The sequence below is a fragment of the Bradyrhizobium sp. CCGUVB14 genome (assembly GCF_024199935.1).
In the GTDB taxonomy this organism is placed as follows: Bacteria; Pseudomonadota; Alphaproteobacteria; order Rhizobiales; family Xanthobacteraceae; genus Bradyrhizobium.
In genome coordinates, this window is sequence record NZ_JANADS010000001.1 from 5,718,673 (window position 1) to 5,737,528 (window position 18,856).

Annotated in this window: 14 protein-coding genes; 6 read left to right on the forward strand and 8 right to left on the reverse strand. The window is 63.9% G+C overall.

All coding sequences use genetic code 11. The features are described 5' to 3' along the window. Nucleotides 1-68: 68 nt before the first annotated feature. The 3 genes from dnaE to NLM32_RS26705 all read right to left on the reverse strand — a co-directional run bounded on the left by dnaE (nt 69) and on the right by NLM32_RS26705 (nt 5,934). Nucleotides 69-3,566, reverse strand: coding sequence for a DNA polymerase III subunit alpha (gene dnaE, locus NLM32_RS26695; RefSeq protein WP_254131815.1), 3,498 nt, complete (start codon nt 3,564-3,566; stop codon nt 69-71). 471 nt (nt 3,567-4,037) lie between these two features. Continuing rightward, nucleotides 4,038-4,757, reverse strand: coding sequence for an outer membrane protein (locus NLM32_RS26700; protein WP_254131816.1), 720 nt, complete (start codon nt 4,755-4,757; stop codon nt 4,038-4,040). A 358-nt stretch (nt 4,758-5,115) separates the two neighbouring features. Next, nucleotides 5,116-5,934: a transglutaminase-like domain-containing protein gene (locus NLM32_RS26705; protein WP_254131817.1), complete on the reverse strand. Its 819-nt coding sequence runs from the start codon at nt 5,932-5,934 to the stop codon at nt 5,116-5,118. Between the two features lie 172 nt (nt 5,935-6,106). Here NLM32_RS26705 and NLM32_RS26710 point away from each other — a divergent pair, with 172 nt between their 5' ends. After that, nucleotides 6,107-7,342, forward strand: a complete 1,236-nt coding sequence (locus NLM32_RS26710; RefSeq protein WP_254131818.1) for a hypothetical protein — start codon at nt 6,107-6,109, stop codon at nt 7,340-7,342. A gap of 70 nt (nt 7,343-7,412) precedes the next feature. On the opposite strand, the gene NLM32_RS26715 is transcribed toward NLM32_RS26710, so the two are convergent. The 4 genes from NLM32_RS26715 to NLM32_RS26730 all read right to left on the reverse strand — a co-directional run bounded on the left by NLM32_RS26715 (nt 7,413) and on the right by NLM32_RS26730 (nt 11,981). After that, complete coding sequence (locus tag NLM32_RS26715) at nt 7,413-8,345, reverse strand: dihydrodipicolinate synthase family protein (RefSeq protein WP_254131819.1); 933 nt, start codon at nt 8,343-8,345, stop codon at nt 7,413-7,415. Nucleotides 8,346-8,461: 116 nt separating this feature from the next. Beyond that, nucleotides 8,462-9,859: an ABC transporter substrate-binding protein gene (locus NLM32_RS26720; RefSeq protein ID WP_254131820.1), complete on the reverse strand. Its 1,398-nt coding sequence runs from the start codon at nt 9,857-9,859 to the stop codon at nt 8,462-8,464. A 211-nt stretch (nt 9,860-10,070) separates the two neighbouring features. Beyond that, nucleotides 10,071-11,129, reverse strand: coding sequence for a substrate-binding domain-containing protein (locus NLM32_RS26725; RefSeq protein ID WP_254131821.1), 1,059 nt, complete (start codon nt 11,127-11,129; stop codon nt 10,071-10,073). Between the two features lie 78 nt (nt 11,130-11,207). Beyond that, nucleotides 11,208-11,981 (reverse strand): helix-turn-helix transcriptional regulator, encoded by a 774-nt coding sequence (locus NLM32_RS26730; protein WP_254131822.1) that lies wholly within the window; start codon nt 11,979-11,981, stop codon nt 11,208-11,210. 109 nt (nt 11,982-12,090) lie between these two features. Between NLM32_RS26730 and NLM32_RS26735 the strand changes: the two genes are divergently transcribed. The 3 genes from NLM32_RS26735 (at nt 12,091) to NLM32_RS26745 (ending at nt 15,113) form a co-directional block, all read left to right on the forward strand. Further along, nucleotides 12,091-13,170, forward strand: a complete 1,080-nt coding sequence (locus tag NLM32_RS26735) for a zinc-binding alcohol dehydrogenase family protein (protein ID WP_254131823.1) — start codon at nt 12,091-12,093, stop codon at nt 13,168-13,170. A 219-nt stretch (nt 13,171-13,389) separates the two neighbouring features. Beyond that, entirely contained in the window at nt 13,390-14,154 is a 765-nt protein-coding gene (locus NLM32_RS26740) for an aspartate/glutamate racemase family protein (protein WP_254131824.1), read from the forward strand. Further along, nucleotides 14,151-15,113, forward strand: coding sequence for an asparaginase (locus NLM32_RS26745; protein WP_254131825.1), 963 nt, complete (start codon nt 14,151-14,153; stop codon nt 15,111-15,113). The genes NLM32_RS26740 and NLM32_RS26745 overlap by 4 nt, the downstream gene beginning before the upstream one ends. Before the next feature lie 63 nt (nt 15,114-15,176). Here NLM32_RS26745 and NLM32_RS26750 read toward each other — a convergent pair whose 3' ends face one another. Continuing rightward, nucleotides 15,177-16,037, reverse strand: a complete 861-nt coding sequence (locus tag NLM32_RS26750) for a helix-turn-helix domain-containing protein (protein ID WP_254131826.1) — start codon at nt 16,035-16,037, stop codon at nt 15,177-15,179. A gap of 551 nt (nt 16,038-16,588) precedes the next feature. Between NLM32_RS26750 and NLM32_RS26755 the strand changes: the two genes are divergently transcribed. Both NLM32_RS26755 and NLM32_RS26760 read left to right on the forward strand, forming a co-directional pair. Then, nucleotides 16,589-17,773, forward strand: coding sequence for a branched-chain amino acid ABC transporter substrate-binding protein (locus NLM32_RS26755; protein WP_254131827.1), 1,185 nt, complete (start codon nt 16,589-16,591; stop codon nt 17,771-17,773). Nucleotides 17,774-17,889: 116 nt separating this feature from the next. After that, entirely contained in the window at nt 17,890-18,855 is a 966-nt protein-coding gene (locus NLM32_RS26760; protein WP_254131828.1) for a branched-chain amino acid ABC transporter permease, read from the forward strand. The last annotated feature ends 1 nt before the right edge of the window (nt 18,856 follow it).

Genomic DNA, 18,856 nt, shown 5'->3' on the forward strand with positions numbered 1-18,856 from the left:
GAAACATCGCTTGGTTGCAATGGCAGGATCGGATCCACCAGACCGATCATACGGTCGCAGCAGCAAGGCTAGATCTGCTGCACGTCCACCACGCCAGCCACCGCCTTGATGGCGCCCGCGATCTGCGGCGAGACCTTGAAGCGGCCGGGCAGCTTCATCTCGACCTCGGTCTCGAGGTCGAGCATCATCACCAGCGAAACTTCACCGTCGCCGTTACCGCGCGGTGCGATGCCGGGACTGCCGACCTTTGGCGCGGCGCCATTCGCGCCCTCCGGTCCGGCCAGGCGCTTGGCGATCGAGTCCAGCGGCTTGGTGTCACGCACGAAGATGCGCAGGCCCTTCTGCGTCTTGGCCGCGGCGTCGTCCAGCGGCTCGGCATGCAACACGCGGGCGCGGACATCCTCGCCCTGCAATTCGGCGCCGAGCTGCAGCAGCACGGCGGCGCCCGGCTCCAGCACGTCGCGATATTGCGCGAGGCCCTCGGAGAACAGCACGGCCTCGAAATGACCCGTGGGATCGGACAGTCCCATGATGCCCATCTTGTTGCCGGTCTTGGTGCGCCGCTCCATGCGCGACACCACGGTGGCCGCGACCTTTCCGGCGGTCGCACCTGTCTTCACGGCGCGCGAAAATTCCGCCCAGCTTTGCACCCGCAGCCGCTTCAGCACCATGGCGTAATCGTCGAGCGGATGGCCCGACAGGAAGAAGCCGACGGCGTCGTATTCGCGACGGAGCTTTTCGGCCGGCAGCCAGGGCTCGATCTGCGGCAGCATGATGGTCGGCGCGTCCGCTGACATGCCGAACATGTCGTTCTGGCCGATGGTCTCGGCCTGATGCGCGCGCTGGCACGCCGCCAGGATCGAATCCGCACCGGCGAAGACCCTCGCCCTGTTCGGCTCCAGCGTGTCGAAGGCGCCGGCGGCGGCGAGACTTTCGATGATGCGCTTGTTGATCGCACGCGGATTGACCCGCGCGGCGAAGTCGGCGAGCGAGGTGAACAGGCCGCGCTTGGTCCGCTCCTCGATAATCTGGTCGATCGCCTGGATGCCGACGCCCTTCAGCGCGGCGAGCGCGTAGTAGATGACCTTGTCGCCGACCTCGAAGGTCGCGCCGGAGCGATTGATATTCGGCGGCTCGACCTTGATGCCGAGGCGCTGCGCCTCGGAGCGGAATTCGGAGAGCTTGTCCGTGTTGTTGAGATCGAGCGTCATCGACGCCGCGATGAACTCCACCGGATAATGCGCCTTCATGTAGGCGGTGTGGTAGGACACCAGCGCGTAGGCCGCCGCGTGGCTCTTGTTGAAGCCGTAGTCGGCGAATTTCGCCAGCAGCTCAAAGATGGTCTCGGCCTGCCCCTTCGGCACACCGTTCTTCACCGCGCCGGCGACGAAAATGTCGCGCTGCTTGTCCATCTCGGCGCGGATCTTCTTGCCCATGGCGCGGCGCAGCAGGTCGGCGTCGCCGAGCGAATAGCCCGACATCACCTGCGCAATCTGCATCACCTGTTCCTGGTAGATGATGACGCCGAAGGTTTCTTTCAGGATCGGCTCGAGCACGGGATGCAGATATTCCGGCTCCTCGTCGCCGTGCTTGCGCGAGCAATAGGTCGGGATGTTCGCCATCGGGCCCGGGCGATACAGCGCGACCAGCGCGATGATGTCCTCGAAACGGTCAGGACGCATGTCGACCAGCGCGCGGCGCATGCCCTGGCTTTCAACTTGGAACACGCCGACCACCTCGCCGCGCGCCAGCATCTGATAGCTTTCGGCATCGTCGATCGGCAGCGTCGCGAGATCGACATGGATGTCGCGCGGCTTGAGCAGCTTGCACGCGACGTCCAGCACGGTCAGCGTCTTCAGGCCGAGGAAGTCGAACTTCACGAGGCCGGCCGGCTCGACCCATTTCATGTTGAACTGGGTCACCGGCATGTCCGACTTCGGATCGCGGTACATCGGCACGAGTTCGCTCAGGGGGCGATCGCCGATCACGATGCCGGCCGCGTGGGTCGAAGCGTGCCGCGTCAGGCCCTCGAGGCGTTGCGCGATGTCGAAGGCACGCGCCACCACCGGGTCTTCGTCGCGGAACGCCTGGAGTTTCGGCTCGCTCTCGATCGCAGCCGCCAGCGTCACCGGCGCGGCTGGATTCTGCGGCACGAGCTTCGTGAGCTTGTCGACCTGGCCGTACGGCATCTGCAGCACGCGACCGACGTCGCGCAGCACGCCGCGTGCCTGCAGCGTACCGAAGGTGATGATCTGCGCGACCTGGTCGCGACCGTAGCGCTCCTGGACGTACCTGATCACCTCGCCGCGGCGATCCTGGCAGAAGTCGATGTCGAAGTCCGGCATCGAGACGCGCTCGGGATTGAGGAAGCGCTCGAACAGCAGACCGAACTTGATCGGGTCGAGGTCGGTGATGGTCAGCGCCCACGCGACCAGCGAGCCTGCGCCGGAGCCGCGGCCCGGTCCGACCGGAATGCCCTGGCTCTTTGCCCATTTGATGAAGTCGGACACGATCAGGAAGTAGCCGGCGTACTTCATGCGCATGATGACGTCGAGCTCGAACGCCAGACGCTTGTTGTAGTCCTCCTCCGTCATGCCCTGCGACAGGCCGTGCACGCGCAGGCGATTGGCGAGCCCCTCCTCCGCTTGTCGCTTCAGCTCGGCCGCTTCGACCGAAGCCGCATCGGAGCTGCCGGCGGCACCGACGGTAAAGAACGGCAGGATCGGCTTGCGCGTCATCGGGCGGAACGAGCAGCGCTCGGCGATCTCCACTGTAGACGCCAGCGCTTCCGGAATGTCGGCGAACAGCACCGCCATCTCGGCGCGGGTCTTGAAGCGGTGATCGGGCGTGAGCTGCTCGCGCTCGGTCTCGGCGATCAGCCGGCCGCCGGCGATGCAGAGCAGCGCGTCGTGCGCCTCGTAGTCGTCGGTCGACGCGAAATACGGTTCGTTGGTCGCGACCAGCGGCAGGCCCTTCGCGTAGGCGATGTCGATCAGCCCGCTCTCGATGCGCCGTTCCTTGTCGATGTTGTGGCGCTGCAATTCGACATAGAGGCGGTCGCCGAACAGGCCGACGAGACGCTCACAGCGCGTGGCCGCGATCTCGGCCTGCCCCGCCGCCAGCGCCAGCGAGATCGGCCCGTCCGGACCGCCGGTCAGCGCGATCAGTCCCTCGGTCTCGCCGTCGAACCAGTCGAACTTGATGAACGGTGCGTGGCTGTCGGGCGATTCGAGGAACGCGCGCGAATTCAGCCGCATCAGGCTGCGGTAGCCGCGTTCCTGGGCGGCCAGCAGCACCACGCGCGAAGGCGGCAGCGCGTTGCGCGCGTTGGGATCCTGGTCGCCGAAATCGATCGCGAGCTCCAGGCCGACGATCGGCTGGATGCCGGACCCCGCCAGCTTGTCGGAGAATTCGAGCGCACCGAACAGATTGTCGGTGTCGGTCAGTGCCAGCGCCGGCTGATGATCCTTCTTCGCAAGCTCGGCGAGCTTGGCGATCTTGATCGAGCCCTTGAGCAGCGAATAGGCCGAGTGAACGTGAAGGTGGACAAATCCGGCGCTCGGCATGGTCGCGTAACGGCCTCTTGTGAGATGCGTTGGAGCGGTCGCCGGCAGTGGAGGCATCCCCTGCATCGCCCGGCCGACTCGCCTCACAATGGTGGGGGCTCGCCGCGCCAGAGTCCACGCCGCAGCCGCCGATCGGCCGCCTCATCCTGCTTTTCCCCAAGCGACCCGCTTGGCTAGAGCTGCGGGATCACAGCTGCGGGATGACTTGGGCCCAGATCGCGATCATCCCGACGAACAGCGCGATCGACGTCAGTGCAGCGGCTTCTTCCACGAAAATCCTGAACATGGCTTGCTCCATCACCAGAACGTATGAAGAACATTGTTCTCATTTCGTTCCGGGGAGTCAAGCCGACTCAGGTGCTTCAAATTGAAATGGTTAACTCGCTGAATTCGCACAACAAAAAAGCCCCGGCGTAAGGCCGGGGCTTTCGATGATCGCCTCTCTCGAAGCGATCAGTCTCGGTACTTTGCTCAGTACTTCGCGATGATCGGGCCGCCGAACTTGTAGTTCAGGCGGACGAGACCCATGTCGACGTCCTGCTTGATGTGGTCGGTCTGGACGCCGGTGAAGGTGACATCCTTGCCCGACAGGAAGATGTGGTTGTACTCGACGCCAACCGACCAGTTTGGAGCGAAGCCGAACTCGAGGCCAGCACCGACGGTGCCGCCCCAACGGGTGTCGTTGACCGAAGCAAACGTCGCGCCGGCAGCGCGCAGCTCGTTCTTGGTGCCAACCACAGCCGCACCGCCCTTCGCGTAGAGCAGGACGTTGTTCCAGGCGTAACCGACCTGACCGGTGAGCAGACCGAACGAATCGATCTTCGAGCGATCGGTGAAGCCGGTCAGAGCGCTGAGATTATCGCCGGAGAAGTCAGCCCAGTTGCCCTGGCCTTCCAGACCGAACACCCACTGTGCCGACTGCCAGCGATAGCCGACCTGACCACCGACCGTGCCGCCCGTGGCGTTGTGGGAACCCTCGCCGCCAACCAGCGGAGCGGTCTGATTCCAGGTCGTGTGCGCGGAAGCGCCGCCGCCGTTGATACCGATGTAGAAGCCGCTCCAGTCATAGACGGTCGCGATCATCGCCGGCGCCTTGGTGTAGGGCCGCGCAGCGAGGTCAGCAGCCAGCGCCGGTGCAGTCGCGCTGATCGCGACGAGGCTCACAGCAGCGAGCAACATGTTCTTGTTCATATTAATCCCGTTCCAGTTTCGTCATTAGGCCCCCGGGCCATGGCGTCGTCATAACAGCGATCGTCGGAATTGCTGTAACCTCGACGCCACAGTTCACCTCAAAGGGCCGCGCTACATTAATGAAAGTTTAGCGAGGCGTGCGCGGAAACCCTTTGAAACAAGACTCTTCAGCAGTTCCAATGTCATCGACGCGACATGCACTGCGAACGCGCGAAACAACGTCGCGCGCACAATCCTGTGATCAGAATATTGAGGAATGCGCACTGCGTTTGCATTCCGCATTGTCGCCACATTCTCACGCGCGATCGCCACAGTCGCGTTCATGTTGGACGCAAGCGCTCCTGCGCACACGCCTCTCTTAGAGCCAGGGCGGAGCGCTCAACGACGGCGCGATATCGACGGCGCCCTCCTCGCCCCGCTGCGCCAGACCATCCCAGAGCAACAGAGCGGCCTCATCCAGCTCGAGATGCGGTTCGCGCGCCGCACGCCACGTGTCCCATGGCGAGATTTCCTTCTTGGCGAGCGCGAGCAGATCGCGCGCCAGGTTGACGCGCGCGAAGAACAGACCGGAGGTCGTGCCATGGCCGAGCTGCGCGGGATCGATCGCGCCGGTCCGGCATCGTTGCCACGCCTCGATACCGGTGATGAACGCCGTACGCGGCACATCGGTTGGCTCAAAATCGAATTTGAGAAGGTTGCGATGCGGCTCGTCGAGCTCCGCATCGACCAGGACCCAGCGTCGTTCATCCCGCGCCCAATACTCGCACACCCAGTGATCGTGATAGGGATGCCCTGTAAAGTAACTGCCGAAGCCGCAGCGGACGCGGGCTTGCACGCCGTGCTGGCGAAGAACGGCGCATAAGATCAACGCGAAATCCCGGCACGTCGCCAAGGCTCTCGACTCGCCCGGTCGCGCGATCGTCAGCGGTCTCGGGTCGATCGCCAGAAGTTGATCCAGACGTTTGGACACAGGCAGCGTGGCACGGCTTTGACCGGCGAACGCAGCAGGGTCGAAGCCCTGCCTCTCGATCCAGGCCTCATGGATCAGCAGTCCGTGCAGGATGCGACACAAGGCTGGGATATCCAGCGCGAGGCCGCCAATCAAACTGGCGTAAGCGCCGGGATCGGTAAGCGCACTGTGGCCGGCGTAATAGTTGGAAGTCGCAGGTTCACGCATCACGGGCCTGTCGGCGGCAAATCCATGCGCGGGCTCGTCAACGGAAGGGATCGATCCCCGCTTGTGACACAATAAGCTCGCGGCCTCCCAACATGCCACTAAAAGTTGTGACCAATCCGATCATCCTGTAACGTCGGCACGTATCTTTCACTGCGTCTGGTCCCGTCAGTTCATGCTTGCCCGCATTTTGCTCCTCGTGGCCGTGCTCTCGCTCCCCGGCACATCGCGTGCAGAACCGACACCGGCCGAGATCGCGGGGTTTGCCTCCAGGCTGACGATCTACCTTGCCAAGGGACCCCAGGACGCGTGCGGGCCGGGCTGCGATCGCTGGATCGCGATCGAGGGCCAGGTCGACAATGACGCGGCATCCCGCGTTCGCCGCTTCCTCGCCGGCGTCAAGGACACGCAGCGTCCGATCTATCTCCATTCGCCGGGCGGCAATGTGGAGCAGTCCTATGTCATCGGGCGGCTGCTGCGCGCCCGCAAGGCGGTCGCACGGGTCGGCCAGACCATCGCGACGGCCTGTGCAGCGGGCACGCAGGTGGACGCCGCATGCCTGAAGACGAAGAACGCAGCCGGCGAAGTCGAGGCCGAGCTGACCACCTACCATGCGATGTGCAACTCGGCCTGCGGTTACCTCTTCCTCGGCGCGACGTCGCGCGAGGTGGCCCCTGACGCTGCGCTGGCGGTCCATAACTCCAGGCTCGTCTTTGCCATTCACGGCCATCCGTCCCCGGAAGTGATCGCCGAGTTCAGGCGGCGTCGAACGGCAAGCGGCGACCGCGACCGCACCGCCTATGTTGCCGCGATGGGGATCAGCCGTGAGCTCGATGATCTGATCCGGACCGTGAAGTTCGAAAACCTGCACATGCTGACGCGCGCCGAACTGTATCGGTTCGGGATCGACACGCGACCGCTTGCCGAGACGATGTGGCGGCTGGAGAAGGGAGCCCGGCCTTACATCAGCAAGTTCGCGACGCTGAAGAACGACAACGGCCCGCCGTTCCGAACGATGGAATGGCGCCTGTATTGCAACAACAAGAATCGCGTGCCGCTGATGTTCGCGGCCGAGATCGATGAGGCCGCGGTCGGCAAACGCACGATCATGATGGCGGCGGACGCGGCTCCCAACGAGGAAGCCGGAGGATTATCGGTGCGGGCCGGCAAATACGAAATGTGGAGCGGCTCGCTCGATTTCGGCACGTTCAGGGCGATCATGGCGTCCCGCTCCCTGCATGTCCGGGAGACCCTGCGGCAGCCGGACGAAACGGCGGACACGACCAAGTTCGACATCGACATGACGGGCCTGGCAGCGGCATGGACGCAGCTCGAGGCAAATTGCCCACCGGCGACGGCCGCCCCGAAGAGCCCCTGGCCATCGGTGCCTCAATCAGGGCGCGGCAGCTAGGGTCGCAGGCGCGTCGATATCATCGACGGCCTGACGTGACGATCGCGGTCCTTTCGAGAGCGCGTCGCGCTCAGCCTGCGGCTGCGATCTTCGCGCGGAACGACTGCTGTCCCTCGACGATCTTGTCGATCAATGCATCGAGCGCCCAGAAGCGCTCGCGAATGTCGAAATCGACCGCCCGGCTCTCGATGCAGGAAAACGTGCCGAGCCGCTGATGATAGAGCTTGGCCAGTTTCGGATAGCCCATCGGCTCCGCCATCGCGGCCAACGCGAGATAGACTGACAGCTCATTCGCCAGCGACGGATGTTTCTGGTGCTGCGTCAGCAGCCATTTGTAGAGGTCGGGGTGGAAGTTCGTGAACACACCGGTGAATCCGGGAGCTCCCGACTTCATCGCGTCGAAGGCGATCGCGGCATTGGCGTTGACGATCCGGAGCGGCGAGCCGTTCGTCAGCTTGACCCGGCGCTGCACGGTCGGAAGGTCACACGAAACGTCCTTGAGAATTGCGAAGCGGCCGCTGTCGGCGCAAAAGGCCAGCTCATCGTCGGAGAGAAGCCGGCGGAACGGTGCCGGGCATTCATAAAGACCGAGGGTCATGTCCCTGGGCAGCCTGTCGAGCAGCCAGGCCACATTGTCGGTGAAATTCGCCCCCGCCAGATCGAGGGACGCGAGACGGTTGGTCACCAGCACCAGTCCATCGACGCCCGTCTTCGCGATCGACGTCAGCTCGGTGAGCTGGTCTTCCCTGGATTCGCTGATATGGCCGGACGCGATGACGGGAAGCCGGCCGGCAGCCGTCCTGGCGACGAACCGCGCCAGCTCGACGCGTTCGTCCAGCGTCAGGAACTGCATCTCGCTCGACTGGGCGACCGCGAACAATGCGTCGGCACCGTTGGCGATATACCACTCGATCAGCCTTTCGAGGCCGGAATAGTCGATCGTCTTCGCCTCGGTGAATGGCGTCAGCATCACGGGAATGATGCCCTTGAGAGCGATGGTCACAGGCTAGCTCCAAAGAGTGGCGAGCATGGCAGCGGTTTCGCTGCCCGCTCGCGAGTATAGATCAATGGCAAGGGGGAGTCCGCAGCGGCAACACGCGCTGCTGCGGACGCCAGACGTCATTCGCTGACGATCTTCTTGATGCGGTCGATCATCTCGTCGACGGCCTGTTCCGGCGGCACCTTGTCGAGCACCACACGGATCGTGGCTTTCGCCCAGACGTTCTCGTTGTTAACCGTGGTGAACTTATAGTTCCGCGTCATCTCGTAGCCGCCGACGCCGGCTGCGAACTGGTCGCGCAGGATCTTGCGGTGCTCGTCGCCGTTCCAGAACGCCGACTTCACGGCGGCGGTCTTCACCGGGAACCAGCGGCCCAGCGCGCCTTCGACGTACGGCTGGAGGTTTTCGTCCTGAAGCAGGAACTGCACGAACTCCTTGGCGCGCGCCTTGTTCTTCGCCTGCTGGAAGATCACGCCGACCACGACCGAACTGCGGGTGTGCATCGGCGTACCGTCCGGCTTGCTCGGCCAGGGCAGCGTCCGGATGCGCTCTTCGTAGTTCTTCTTGGCCTCGTCCCGCTGCTCGGCGGTCAGGGTCTGGTTGGTCGAGTCATCCAGCCACTTGCCGGGGATCGAGATGGTCGGGTTGAAGGTCATCACCGTCGTCTTGTTGTGGAAGGCGACGTTGTTGTCGGCATCCTTCCAGCTCGTCGCGGAGGACGGGACGCAGCCCTTCTTGTAGATATCGGTGTAGTCCCTCAGCGCGGCAACGAGACCGGCCTTCATCTTGGGATCGTCGAGCAGCAGCTTGCCGCTGTCGTCGACCATGACGACGTTGTAGGCCTCGGCGAAGGTCAGAAAGCCGATCAGGCTGTCGCTGCTGTCCACGCCCATCGGCAGACCGATGCCGTAGACGCGCTTGCCGCTCGCCTTGCGGACCGCTGGCTGCGCCTTGTCGCACCAGAATGACCAGAAGCCTTTCCAGTCCTTCGGGATGTCGCTTTCCTTGAGACCGCCCTCTTCGAGCATGTCTTTCCAGTAGTGCAGATGCAGCGTCGCCTGCTTGACCGGGAAGGCGTAGTAGCCCTTGCTCTTGGTCTGCTCGTTCTGGAGCATCACCGTCTCGAGTGCGGTCTTGTCGAACTGGTCCTTGAGCGGCGTCAGCACGGAGCTGAGGTCTTCGAGCTTGCCTTCGGCCGCCCATTTGCCGACGCTCTGGAAGTTGAAGGTGTCGGCATAGGCGACATCCGGCACCGTACCGGAATCGAGCGCAGCGACGGTCTTCGGAATGATGTCCTGCGTCGCATATTGCGACAGCTCGACCTTCACGCCGGTCTTGGCTTCGAATTTGTGGATCGCCTGCAGCAGCGCGTCCTCTTCGGCCGAGTAGAAGCCCTTGTTCCACCAGACCACGAGCTTCTCTTCGGCGTGGGCCGCCGGCGACGCCGCGAAGGAGCTCAGCAGAAGCGTCACTGCGACCGCGCAGCCGTTCAATGTTTTCGACAGACCAACCCGCATTCCCGCATGTCCTCCCGTGGCGCTTCCCTGCGAAACGCTCGTTACGCTTATGGCAATGAGCCGCGGCTTCTGTAAGCGCTTACATGCGGGGTGTCAATTTTGCCGAAAGAGCCGTTTTCCCCTGTCTTTCAATAAGATACTTCGGCTTTAGCTTCGTGCAGACCAGCCATCTCGCGAGCCCACCAGCGGGGCACCCTTCCCCGGCCGGAGATTACGCGCGCTCTTCGGGCCACCTGCCGGAACTGTCCCTCACCTGCAGCACGGGAACGACCTCTTCGGACTGCGGGCCAGCCTGGCGGCCGGCAACGACTGCGAGAAGCTGATTGGCGGCCAACGTGCCGATGGCCTGGTTGTCGACCTTCATGGTGGTCAGGCGCGGGGCGAAACGCGACGAGATCGCGAGATCGTCGAAGCCGGTGATCGAGAAATCCCTGGGCGCTGTCAGGCCAAGCGTGTTGGCGGCCATCAATGCGCCGAGCGCGATGTTGTCGTTACCGCAAACGATCGCCGTCGGTCGCGACTCCCGTTCCCGTGTCATCAAGTGCGAAAAACTCTCGGCGCCGAATTCCAGGGTCGACGGACCGATCAGCAAATTGTCGTCCGACAGTTGCAGACCCGCTGCCGCCAGCGCATCCCTCACGCCGGCAAGCCGTGCCGCGACACGATCGTTGTTCGCCACCGGCTGGAAGATGCCGGCGAAGCGGCGATGGCCGAGCGAGAGCAGATGATCCGCAATCCGGGTGAAGGCGGCGCGATTGTCGAACCCGATGCAGGGGTGCTCGGACAGCTTGCTGTAGGAGTATGTGACGACATAGGGAATGTCGCGCGCCTTCAGTGCCGCGAACAGCTCCGCGGGATGGTTCTCGCCGACGAGCGCGATCGCCTCCACGCCCCGCGCGAGCATGGCCTCCGCCTGCCGCAAGCCTTCGAGCGGGTCATAATTGGAGCAGCCCAGAAACAGCGTGAAGCCGGCATTGCTGAAGACGGCCTGCATCCCGCCGATCTGACGCGCGAAGATTTCGTTGTCCAGCGTCGGGATGATCGCGCCCATGATGTGCGTCCGGCTCGACGCCAGCGCCCTGCCCGCGGCATTGGGAATCCAGTTGAGCGCGCGCGCCGCCTCCTTCACGCGCTCCCGGATCGCTTCGGACACCTTGTCCGGCTCGTTGAACACCCGCGACACGGTGGCCGTCGAGACATTCGCAGCACTTGCAACCGCCTCGAGCTTGACCCGGCCGCTTCCCTCACGCGTTCGTTTCGTGCCCGTCACTATCCAAGCCCACCCCGGTGTATCCGATGACGAACCTACTCCGAAACTTCATCGTTTCGCAAAGCGGTTCACCCGACCCTATACCGGCGTGTAGATCACGAGCTTCAGCGCGGGATCATCATTGGCCTGAAAGCTGGTGTGCTCGAAATGCAGCACGCCCTTGGTCGGATGGGTCATGGTCTTGCGGCCCGACAAGGTGCCGTGCACCTCATGCGCGCCCCACCATTTGACGAATTCGGGACTGCCTTCGCGCAAGCGCGTCAGCAATTCCGCAAAGGCGGGATCGCCGGCCCAGACGTCGTGGGTGGCGCGAAACATCGCGACCATGCGCTTGGCCACATCGGCCCAGCCCGCGCCGTAGGATTTTCGCGTCTTCTTGTTGGTCATCATCTGGAGTAGCGTGTTGCGATCCCCTTCCGGCAGCCGGCCGAACGCGAAGATCTCCTCGGCGGCCGCGTTCCACGCCAGCACATCCCAGCGCCGCCCGGTGATGTAGGCCGGATGCGGCAGGCTTTCGACCAGGCGCAGAATGGGCGGCGTCACAATCTCACGGGTGAACGCGCCCCTCGCGCCGTCGCGCGCGAGATCCTTGAGGTGCGCATGCTCGGTCTTGCTCAGGCGCAGCGCGCGCGCCAGTGCATCGACCGTGGTGACCGACGGGCTGACGGTGCGCCCCTGCTCCAGACGGATGTACCAGTCGACACCGATGCCGGCGAGCTGGGCCACCTCCTCGCGGCGCAGCCCCGCGGTGCGCCGCCGCTGGCCCGCGGGAAGACCCACCGACTTCGGCGACAGCTTTTCGCGGCGGGAGCGGAGGAAATCGCCGAATTCGACGCGGCGTGGGTCGGCCATGGATGTGTCCCCGCGGATGGAGGGCTTATCGAGTACTAGGATAATACCAGGCCTTCCCGGCACGCGACAAGCGGTCCATATGCCCATCACCCCACAATGAGGTGACCACATGAAAGCTGCCGTGCTCAAATCCTTCGGATCCCCGCTCGCGATCGAGAACGTGCCCGACCCGGTGCTCGGCACCGGTGAGGTGATCGTCGATATCGTGTCCACCCGCGTGTTGTCCTATACGAACGAGGTGTTGAGCGGCGAGCGCAAATACGCCCTCGACCTGCCGGTGGTCCCAGGCGCCGGCGGCGTCGGCCGCGTGCGCGCGTTCGGACCGGACGCGACCAAGCTTGCCGTCGGCGACTGGGTGCTGTGCGATCCAACCGTGCGCTCGCGCGACGACGCAATTGCGCCCGACATCACGCTGCAGGGCGTGAGCGCGCGCGGCGACGGCGGCATGCGGCTGCAGAAATATTTTCGCCACGGCTCCTTTGCCGAGCAGATGCGGCTGCCGACTGAGAACGTGAAGCGGCTCGGCCGGGTCACGGACGCCGAAGCCGCACAATGGTGCGCGCTCAGCACCATGCTCGTGCCTTATGGCGGCTTCCTGGCCGCAAAACTCCAACCCGGCGAGACCGTGCTGGTGAGCGGCGCGACCGGCAATTTCGGTAGCGCCGCGGTGGCGGTGGCGCTGGCGATGGGCGCGGCCTGGGTCGTGGCGCCGGGGCGCAACGAGAAAATGCTCGCCGAGCTCGTGCGTCGCTACGGCGAGCGCGTCAAGCCGGTGAAGCTTTCGGGCAACGAGGCCGACGATCGCGAGAGCATGAAGCGCGCAGCACCCGGCCCGATCGATTGCGTGTTCGACATCATGCCCCCCTCGGTCTCGACGAATGTGGTGCGCGCCGCGATCATGACGGTGCGCCCCTACGGGCGCGTGGTGCTGATGGGCGGCGTCAACATGCAGGGCGGCCCGGGCCTGGAGCTGCCCTACAACTGGATCATGCGTGAATGCATCACCATCCACGGGGTCTGGATGTATCCGCCGGATGCAGCCATCCGCCTCATCGCGATGGTCCGCGCGGGGCTCCTGCGCCTCGATCAGTACGAGACGAAGGCCTTCGACCTCGACCACGCCAACGAGGCCGTCGCCTATGCCGCCGCCAACGCCGGCCCGTTCAACATGACGGTGATCAGGCCGTAACCGGCCTGCCCGCCGCGGCGATGCGCCGCCGCAGCGGGCGAGCCAAAACCAGGCTGGAGAATTGATCCCGTCGGGACTCTCGAGACCCGCTCTGCATGGCTGCGCTCTCTGGCGCGCTTCTAGCATCGTTTCGCATCATCAAGCGACAGAAAGCGAAATTGGCTTGGAGGTCGCGAAAGACGATCTACGAAGACAAGTCATGCAAGCAAGGCCGACACTATGAAGCCGACGACAGAAGGGGCAACGCGCGCATCGATCGGGATTGTTGCGGGTTCGGGCCCAGAGGCCGGAATCGATCTTTGGAGCAAGGTTCTTGCCCGCAACCAGACGCTTTTTGGCGGCGATTTCCGCGGAGACCTCGACGCCCCGCGCGTGGTGGTCTTGTCGGAGCCCACGCTGGGCCTGTCGATGGACCTCGAAGAAAACGAAGAAATCGTCTGGCACAGCCTGAAGCAGACGATCGCCGCGATAGCGGTCCAGGCGGATGCCTATACCATCGCCTGCAATACACTCAACTTATTCGCTCCGCGCATCCTTTCGCTCGGCCTGCCGGGAGAGTTCGTGTCATTCCAATCCGCGCTCTCCGCTTGGGTCGCACGCCACCGCGTCGAGCGCATAGCCCTTCTGGGTGCCGCCCCGGTCACGAGCCTTGGACCGTGGTCTGCCTACCAGTCGCTCCAGGACATCGTCGCGGTCGAGACCCCGTCCAACGCCGCGGAGCTGCACAATCTCATTCTCGACGTGAAACGTCTCGGAAGTCGCGATCCCTCGCTGCGGCCGCGCCTCCAGACCCTCGTCGAGGGGCTGAAATCGGATCATGTCATTCTTGCCTGCACCGAACTGCCGCTGATCTCGGATATCGAAACCGGCAAGAAACTCATCGACGTCACCGATCTTGTCGCGCGCGAGCTGGTTGACCGTTCGCTTGCGGGAAGGCGCGGCGTGCCTCGACCGGGAAGTGCCGTCGCAGGCTTCCAGGCATGATGTCGGGCACACCCAGCAGCACAGGCGGCTCGGCATCGACGAAGTTGGACCAAGATCGCCCAGCCGGGCTCTCGGACAAACGAAGCCCCCAAATCCTGCTCATTCATACGGGCGGAACGATTGCCATGCGCGGATCCGCCGACGGACTCGCACCCGCCGCCGGCGTCTTGGAGGACGCCGCCGCCGCGCTTGGACCGCCTGGGGCGCGCTTATCGATCTGCTCGTTCGACCCCCTTGTCGATAGCGCCGACATTGGCCACGAGCACTGGAACCGGATCATCTCACGTCTCGAAGACTGGTCGGGCGACGGCGCTGTCGTCACGCATGGCACGGACACGATGAGCTTCACGGGAGCTGCACTCAGTCAGTCTCTGGCGGGTGCACCCTTTCCGATTGTTCTGAGCGGTGCGATGCGCCCGCTCGGCACGGGCGGGGACGCTGAATCGAACCTCGAGCTCGCATTGCAATCCGCCCTCACCGCGCCTCCCGGTGTCTGGCTTGCCTTCGCCGGGCGCACGGTCGCTGCGACCGGACTGGTCAAGCGCCATTCCAGCGCACCGGACTCCTTTCGCGCCGTCACACCGCCGATCGGCGCTGCGCAGTTTCGCCCTCGACGTTTCGGCGATGTTCGCGTGGCGATCCTGACGATCTCACCCGGCATGCCCGCCAGCATGGTCTCGGCGGCGCTCGCGGAGCTCGACGGCGCGGTCCTGCGGCTGTTTGGACCGGGCACGATCGTGAGCAATGCCGCTCTCCTTGACGCTTTCGATGCTGCACTTCGAAGAGGATGTCGGTTGCGCGCAGTCAGCCAGTGCGAGCAAGGCGGCCTCGCACCTGGCGCCTACGCGGCCGGCGCGCCACTCTGGCGTCTCGGCGTGGAAAATGGCGACGCGGAAACGGCCGAGGCAGCGCTCGTCCGGCTTTGGCTGGAATTGTCGGAGGCGCGCCCGGAACAATAGTGACGGGCGGCAAACGCCTTGAAGTCGCAATCGGCGCCGGCGTCGCGAGCCGCGCCGGCTACGTCATGCATCGACCGGGTAAAACAGCGGCGCACTCGGCTGCATGGTGTTGTCGATCATGTCCCGTATCGAACGCGGGATCGTCGGCGCATCGGGCGCAAACAGCCCGCAATTCGTCAGCGCGGGCCGGACTTCGATCTCCGCGCCCAACCATTCGAACACCACACGGGAGCAGGCAATTCTGCGCTGGCTTCCGGACGACACCCCCATGATCAGCCCGGTCAACCGGGCGATCTTGTTGCGCCGCGAAGGAAACAGGATGGTCTGCGTGACCTCGTTGCCGGTCAGCGTCTCGTAGTCGATCAGAAATATCCGATCCTGGAGAAACAAGGCGGCGCCGGAATATCGGCACTTGTAGGCCGCGCCCCTCCGCTCCGGATCGGAGAAATGTTCGATACGCCGATAGTAGACCTGGTTTTGGTGCGTAAACAGGTGCGTGAGCCCGCGCAGGATCATTCCCGGCGAGCTCATCGAATAATAATAGACGTGATAGTAGCCGACATAACCGCGTAGCGCCGGAAGCGATGCCGCGCGCAGCCTGTCGATGCCATCCGCATAGGGTGGACGCGGCTTCGACGTCCGTCGCTTGAGCGCTATGATGCGCGCAAACTGCGCCGGTGCGAGATGGAATTCCGACGCCTCAACTCCAAAATAATCACACAAGCGATTGAGGATATTGGGCGACGGACGCGCCGCCGCGCGCAGATAGCGGTTGAACTGCGTACGGTTGATGTCGAGACGACGACAGACCTCCGAAACGGACGGTGCGTAGCTACAGGCCAGACGGAGATTCTCCGCAAAGGATCGCTGCATCTCGCTGGCGGAGTCCTCCGCCGATTTCGTAATGACTTTCGCCTGGACCATTCGCCCCTGACGCTATTTGATGCTCCAGAAGCATATTATGGAAACGCCGCCGAGGCGCAAGCGGAGGCCCCCATAATCCGTGATCCCCCAGGCGTCATCGCGCCGATCTGGATGCCCGACCGACGGGGATGACCCCGGCAACAGAGCAGTGGCCGCCGAACCCGCACCGTTCCTGATCGCGACGCACAACCGAAATGTCCTTTTTTTAAGCTGCAAATGCCGCTCTGATCGGCAGGACAATCGGACGTCCTCGAACGTTGGCAATCACTCGCCGCGCCACATCCCGAGCTAGCCCGCCGCGCTGGTCCAGCCGCGGGACAGACCGGGCCTCCGCCGACCCAACCTCGGAATCCCGGACCGATGGTCAAGGCCTTTGGCCCCGACCATACGTTTCTGGTGCTATCTGATGCTGCGTGAGCATAAGCAAACGTCATGATGACGCAAGCCGCCAAATAGCCAGCGTAAATCCCCCAATCGATGATCCCTTCCCAGGCGTGTTTGTTCCGATCTGGGTGAGCCGATCGGGCGCTCTCGAGAAGGGGGAAGTCACCATGACATTGATGAAGACTCTGGCTGCGGCCACCACCGGCCTGATGCTGCTTTCCTGCGCAGCGACCGCTCAAGACAAAGGTGCAATCAAGATCGTCACGCAGTCGCCTCTCTCGGGACAGCAATCCGTCGCCGGCGAAGGCATCATGCTTGGCGCCCAGCTGGCCGTCGCCCAGTTCGCCAAGCAACTGACCGACATGGGCTTCCAGCTCTCGCTCCAGCCGGAGAACGATCAGGCCACGCCGAACGTCGGCGTTGCCAACGCCAACCGGATCCTCAACGACCCCGCCGTGCTCGGCGTGGTCGGCCACTACAATTCCGGCGTGGCGATTCCATCCTCGGAAGTCTACGCCAAGGACAATCTCGCGATGGTCTCGCCGGCCAACACGAACCCGGCGATCACCGATCGCGAGACGACGCGCGCCATCGCGAACCGCATCTGCGGCCGCGACGATGTTCAAGGGCCGGCAGGCGCCAATTTCGCGACCGATACGTTGAAGGCGAAGAAAGTCTACATCATCAACGACAAGTCCGCCTATGGCTCCGGCATCGCCCAGACCTTTGAAGCGGCGATCCGGAAGAGCGGCGCCAACGTCATCCTGTCCACCGGCATGGACCAGAACGAGACCGACTTCTCTTCGATCCTCAATCGCGCCCGCGTCGACCAGCCCGATCTCGTCTACTACGGCGGCACCTACCCCCAGGGCGGCCTGATCATCAAGCAGATGCGGCAAAAGGGCCTCAAGGCCGCCTTCCTTGGTGGCGATGGCCTGGACAGCGGCGATCTGCAGAAAATCGCCGGGCCCGAGAATATGACCAACGCCTATTTTACGACGACGGCCTTGCCGCTCTCGCAAATGCCGGCCGCCGCCGCCTTCGCGCAGGCCTACAAGGCCAAGTTCAACAAGGATCCGGAGGTCTACTCGGCTTACGGATACGACAGCGCGCGCGTGGTCATCGAGGCAATCGTCGCCGCAGCCAAGGCCAAGGGTGGCGCGATGCCCAGTCGCGCGGCGGTGGCCGCGGCGGTTCGCGAGGTCAAGTTCGACGGTGTCACCGGCCCGGTCGCCTTCAACAATCGCGGTGACATCGCGAGCGCGAAATACGTCGTGATCGAAGCCGGCAAGTCGGCTGACGCCAACAAGATCGTCAAGGTCATCGACGTCGCAGCCCCCGGCGGGTCCTGAACCGCTGCGATCGCGCTTCATGGCGGCCGCGGCGCCCTGCGCTCCGCGGCCCGATAACCCCGATCCCTGCCTCACACCGGGCGCCCTCGCCGATTGCGCCTTCGGAAAGCTGCGACATGTCCTTTCAGCTGGTCCTCGAATTGCTTCCATCGACGCTGGCGGATGGACTCATCCTCGGTTTGCTCTATGCCACCATCGCGCTTGGTTACACGATGGTCTACGGCGTCCTCGGCCTGATCAATTTTGCCCACTCCGAGATTTTCATGGTGGGCGCCGTCGTCGCGGTCGAACTGCTCACCTATGTTCTGGCCGGCTCCCCGCTCCACCCCGTCATACAATTGGTGCTCGCCATGATTGTCGCGGCCGCTGTCTCGGCTGCACTCGCGGGCCTCGCGGAGCGCGTCGCCTACCGGCCCTTGCGGCGTTCGAATGCACCAAAGCTGGCTCCGCTGATCACGGCCATCGGCATCAGCCTTTTCCTGCAGGACGCCGTGCGGTTCGTCGAAAGCCTGTTCGGCCAGTTCATCCGGCCGTTCCCGTCGATGCCGTTCTTCGATATTCCGCTGCCGCTGACGCCCAATGACAGCGTTCCGATGAAATCGCTCGTCATCCTGATCGTCGCCGGAGCGATGCTGGCAGGGCTCCGATATACCGTCACCCATACGCGGCTCGGCAAGGCGATCCGCGCGGTCGCAACCGACCGCATGGCGGCCAGCCTGATGGGCATCGACGTCAACCGCATCGTCATGCTGACGTTTGTCATCGGCGGCGCGCTCGCCGGCGTCGCGGGAACGCTTTACGCGCTACAGTTCGGACGCGTGGATCCGTTCTCGGGATTCATCCCTGGCCTGAAAGCGTTCACCGCGGCGGTCCTTGGCGGCATCGGGTCAATTCCCGGCGCCATGGTTGGCGGCATCGTCCTCGGCTTGATCGAGATGTTGATCGGGACGTTCGTTCCCATCCTGACGAACAACGCCATAGGCACCGAATACAAGGATATTTTCGCCTTCGGCATCCTCATTCTCATCCTGATCTTCAAACCTACCGGCCTGCTCGGGCGTCCCTCCACGGAAAAGGTGTAGT